Annotated in this window: 2 protein-coding genes; both read left to right on the forward strand. The window is 65.1% G+C overall.

Annotation, left to right across the window (positions count from 1 at the left end; genetic code table 11):
* Positions 1-106 precede the first annotated feature (106 nt).
* Positions 107-2,743 (forward strand): type I DNA topoisomerase, encoded by a 2,637-nt coding sequence (gene topA / locus EOA36_RS28860; RefSeq protein ID WP_127280412.1) that lies wholly within the window; start codon positions 107-109, stop codon positions 2,741-2,743.
* A gap of 6 nt (positions 2,744-2,749) precedes the next feature.
* Positions 2,750-4,372: RNB domain-containing ribonuclease (locus EOA36_RS28865; protein WP_127280413.1), on the forward strand; the 1,623-nt coding region annotated here is incomplete at its 3' end.

The raw sequence follows: 4,372 nt of genomic DNA on the forward strand, positions 1-4,372 counted from the left end.
CCCTTGACCGGATGCAAAAGCGCGGCCATGTGAGCGACGAACAGAACCGAGATTTCGTCGCGCGCAGCGGAATTCTTCTGCCGCATCACAGCTGATATGAGACCTCATGGACGTCGTCGTCGTCGAATCGCCGGCCAAGGCGAAGACAATCAACAAATACCTCGGCAGGAACTACAAGGTTCTTGCCTCGTTCGGCCACGTCCGCGATTTGCCGGCCAAGGATGGCTCGGTGCGCCCGGATGAGGATTTCGCGATGTCCTGGGCGGTCGACACCGCCTCGGGCAAGCGCCTTACCGACATCGCCAATGCGGTCAAGGATGCCGACGGCCTGATCCTCGCCACCGACCCGGATCGCGAAGGCGAGGCTATCTCCTGGCATGTGCTGGAGGTGCTCAAGCAGAAGCGCGCGCTGAAGGACAAGCCCGTCAGCCGCGTCGTCTTCAACGCCATCACCAAGGCGTCGGTGCTGGAGGCGATGGCCAATCCGCGCCAGATCGATGCGCCTCTCGTCGATGCCTATCTCGCCCGCCGGGCGCTGGACTATCTCGTCGGCTTCACGCTGTCGCCGGTGCTGTGGCGCAAATTGCCGGGCGCCCGCTCCGCCGGCCGCGTCCAGTCGGTGGCGCTGCGCCTGGTCTGCGACCGCGAATCCGAAATCGAACGCTTCATCCGCGAGGAATATTGGCAGATCGCTGCCATCCTCGGCACACCGCGCAACGAGACCTTCGAAGCCCGCCTGACCGCATTCGAGCGCAAGAAGCTGCAAAAGCTCGACATTGCCAACAAGGCGCAGGCCGACGACATCAAGGCGATGCTCGAGGGTGCGACCTTCAAGGCGCTGTCCGTCGAAGCCAAGCCGACGAAGCGCAACCCCGGCCCGCCCTTCACCACCTCGACGTTGCAACAGGCCGCCTCGTCGGGCCTCGGCTTCTCGGCCACGCGCACCATGCAGGTGGCGCAGCGGCTCTACGAAGGCATGGACATTGGCGGCGAGACTGCTGGCCTCATCACCTATATGCGAACCGACGGCGTGCAGATGGCCCCCGAGGCGATCGACGCCGCTCGTGACGCCATCGCCAAGGAATTCGGCCCGAAATACCTGCCGGAAAAGCCGCGCCAATACACCGCCAAGGCCAAGAACGCCCAGGAAGCGCACGAAGCGATCCGGCCGACGGATTTCATGCGCACCCCGGCGTCGGTCCGGCAATATCTCGATGCCGACCAGATGCGGCTCTATGAGCTGATCTGGAAGCGCGCCATCGCCAGCCAGATGCAGCCGGCCGAGATCGAGCGCACCACCGTCGAAATCGAGGCGCTGAACGGCGCCCGCACCGCCGAGCTTCGCGCCGTCGGTTCGGTCGTCCGCTTCGATGGCTTCATCGCCGCTTACACGGACCAGAAGGACGACGACGCGGAGGACGAGGAAAACCGCCGTCTGCCCGAAATCCGGGCCGGCGAGCAGCTTGCCCGCCGCGCAATCAATGCCACCCAGCACACCACCGAGCCGCCGCCGCGCTACTCCGAGGCGTCGCTGATCAAGAAGCTGGAAGAACTCGGCATCGGCCGTCCCTCTACCTACACGGCGATCCTGAAGACGCTCGAGGACCGTGACTATGTCACGATCGACAAGCGCCGGCTGGTGCCGCAGGCCAAGGGCCGCCTGTTGTCGGCCTTCCTCGAAAGTTTCTTCGAGCGCTATGTCGAGTACGACTTCACCGCCTCGCTGGAGGAAAAGCTCGACGAGATTTCCGACGGCAAGCTCGCCTGGAAGGACGTGCTGCGGGACTTCTGGAAGGATTTTTCCGGAGCCGTCGCCGACATCAAGGAGCTGCGCGTCACCGACGTGCTCGACGCGCTGAACGAGGAATTGGCGCCGCTGGTTTTCCCCGCCCGCGAGGACGGCTCCAATCCGCGTATCTGCCCCAAATGCGGCACCGGCAATCTGTCGCTGAAGCTCGGCAAGTTCGGCGCTTTCGTCGGCTGCTCGAACTATCCCGAATGCTCCTTCACCCGCCAGCTCGGCGACGCCGCCAATCCCAATGGGGAGAACGGCGGTGGCGAGGACGGCACCAAGCTGCTTGGCAAGGATCCTTATACGGCCGAGGAAATCACGCTGCGCTCGGGCCGCTTCGGCCCCTACATCCAGCGCGGTGACGGCAAGGAAGCCAAGCGATCGAGCCTGCCCAAGGGCTGGACGCCTGAATCCATAGATCACGAGAAGGCGCTCGCCTTGCTGGCGCTGCCGCGCGACGTGGGGCAGCATCCGGAAAGCGGCAAGATGATCTCGGCCGGTCTTGGCCGCTACGGCCCATTCGTGCTGCACGATGGCACCTACGCCAATCTCGACAGCATCGAGGACGTGTTCTCGATCGGCCTCAACCGCGCGGTCACCGTGATTGCCGAGAAGCAGTCGAAGGGCAAGGGCGGCCGCAACGGCGGCACGCCGGCAGCCCTGAAGGAGCTTGGCGACCATCCGGACGGCGGCGGCAAGATCGTCGTGCGCGACGGCAAATACGGCCCTTATGTCAATTTCGGCAAGGTCAACGCCACGCTGCCCAAGGGCAAGGATCCGCAATCGGTGACCGTCGAGGATGCGCTGGCGCTGATTGCCGAGAAGGAAGCCAAGGGCGGCGGTGGCAAGAAGCCGTTCCGCAAGGCGGCCGCGGCCAAGGCCCCCACAGCCAAGAAAACCACGACCAAGAAGGCAGCAGCCAAGAAGCCGGCCGCGAAGAAAAAAGGATAGGACGGCGTGGCGCGCAGGATCACCGGAAGAAGCCACGGCGATCCGCGCACCGCCGACACCAGGGCCAAGGTCAAGGACGATTACCGGCCCTCGCGCGATGAAATCCTGCGCTACATCGCCGAAAACCCCGATCGTGCCGGAAAGCGCGATATCGCGAAGGCGTTCGCGCTGCGCGGCGACGACCGAATCTGGCTAAAGGATCTCCTGCGCGACCTGCAGGACGAAGGCGTTCTGACCAAGGAACGCAAGCGGCTGGCCCGCGTCGGCGCCCTGCCCCATGTCGCAGTGCTCGACATCTTTGGCCGCGATGGCGACGGGGTCTTGCTGGCGCATCCGGCCGAGGCGGTCGGCCCGGGCGAACCTCCCGTGGTCTCGATCCGTGTTTCGCGCGGGGGGAACGGACCGGCGCCGGGCATCGGCGACCGTGTGCTGGCCAAGACCTTCCCGACCGACGATCCGTCAGGGCCTGCCTATACCGGCCGGGTGATGAAGATCTTCGAGAAGCGCACGGATGCCGTCCTCGGTGTCTTTCGCGTGCTTCAGGACGGCAGCTTCCGCATCGAGCCGGTGGAACGGCGCCAGCCCGAGCTGATCGTCGACAAGGAATTCCAGAACGGCGCCAAAAACGGCGACCTTGTCGAGGTCGAGCCCGCGCGAGCCTCGCGTTATGGGCTGCCGAGAGCCAAGGTGCTCAACGTGCTGGGTTCGCTGACGAGCGAAAAGGCGGTCTCGATGATCGCCATCCACGCGCACGACATTCCGCATATCTTCCCGGCCGAGGTGATAGCCGAATCCGAAGCCGTCAAGCCGGCGACGCTTGCCCATCGCGAGGACTGGCGCGACCTACCCCTGGTGACCATCGATCCGGCTGATGCCAAGGACCATGACGACGCCGTCTTCGCCACCCCTGACCTCGACGAGAGAAATCTCGGCGGCTTTATCGCCACCGTCGCGATCGCCGATGTCGCCGCCTATGTCCGCTACGGCACGGCGCTCGACCGCGAGGCCCTGAAGCGTGGCAATTCGGTTTATTTCCCGGATCGCGTCGTGCCGATGCTGCCCGAGCGCATCTCCAACGATCTCTGCTCGCTGCGCGAGGGCCAGGATCGCCCGGCGCTAGCGGTGCGCATGACCTTCTCCGCCGATGGCCGCAAGATCAGGCATTCCTTTCACCGCGTCATGATGAAGTCGGCGGCCAAGCTCGCCTACAGCCAAGCCCAGGCGGCGATCGACGGCGTGCCGGACGACAAGACCGGCCCGATCCTCGACACGGTGCTGAGGCCGTTGTGGGACGCCTACGCGATCCTCAAGCGCGGCCGCGACAGCCGCCAGCCGCTCGAACTCGACCTGCCGGAGCGCAAGATCCTGCTCAAACCGGATGGCACGGTCGACCGCGTCATCGTGCCGGAGCGGCTCGACGCCCACAAGCTGATCGAAGAGTTCATGATCCAGGCCAATGTCGCCGCGGCCGAAACGCTGGAGGGCAAAAAGCAGGCGCTGGTCTACCGCATTCACGACGCGCCGTCGCTGGCCAAGCAGGAATCGCTGCGCGAATTCCTGCAGACGCTTAGCCTGTCGCTGGCACGCGGCGCCCAGATGCGGCCCAGCCAGTTCAACGGCATCCTGGAC

Source organism: Mesorhizobium sp. M8A.F.Ca.ET.021.01.1.1, from assembly GCF_003998025.1.
Classification (GTDB): domain Bacteria; phylum Pseudomonadota; class Alphaproteobacteria; order Rhizobiales; family Rhizobiaceae; genus Mesorhizobium.

What these genes read in the sequence shown, in the direction of transcription:
- topA (WP_127280412.1), top strand. Translation starts at nt 107, where the DNA reads ATGGACGTCGTCGTCGTCGAATCGCCGGCCAAGGCGAAGACAATCAAC.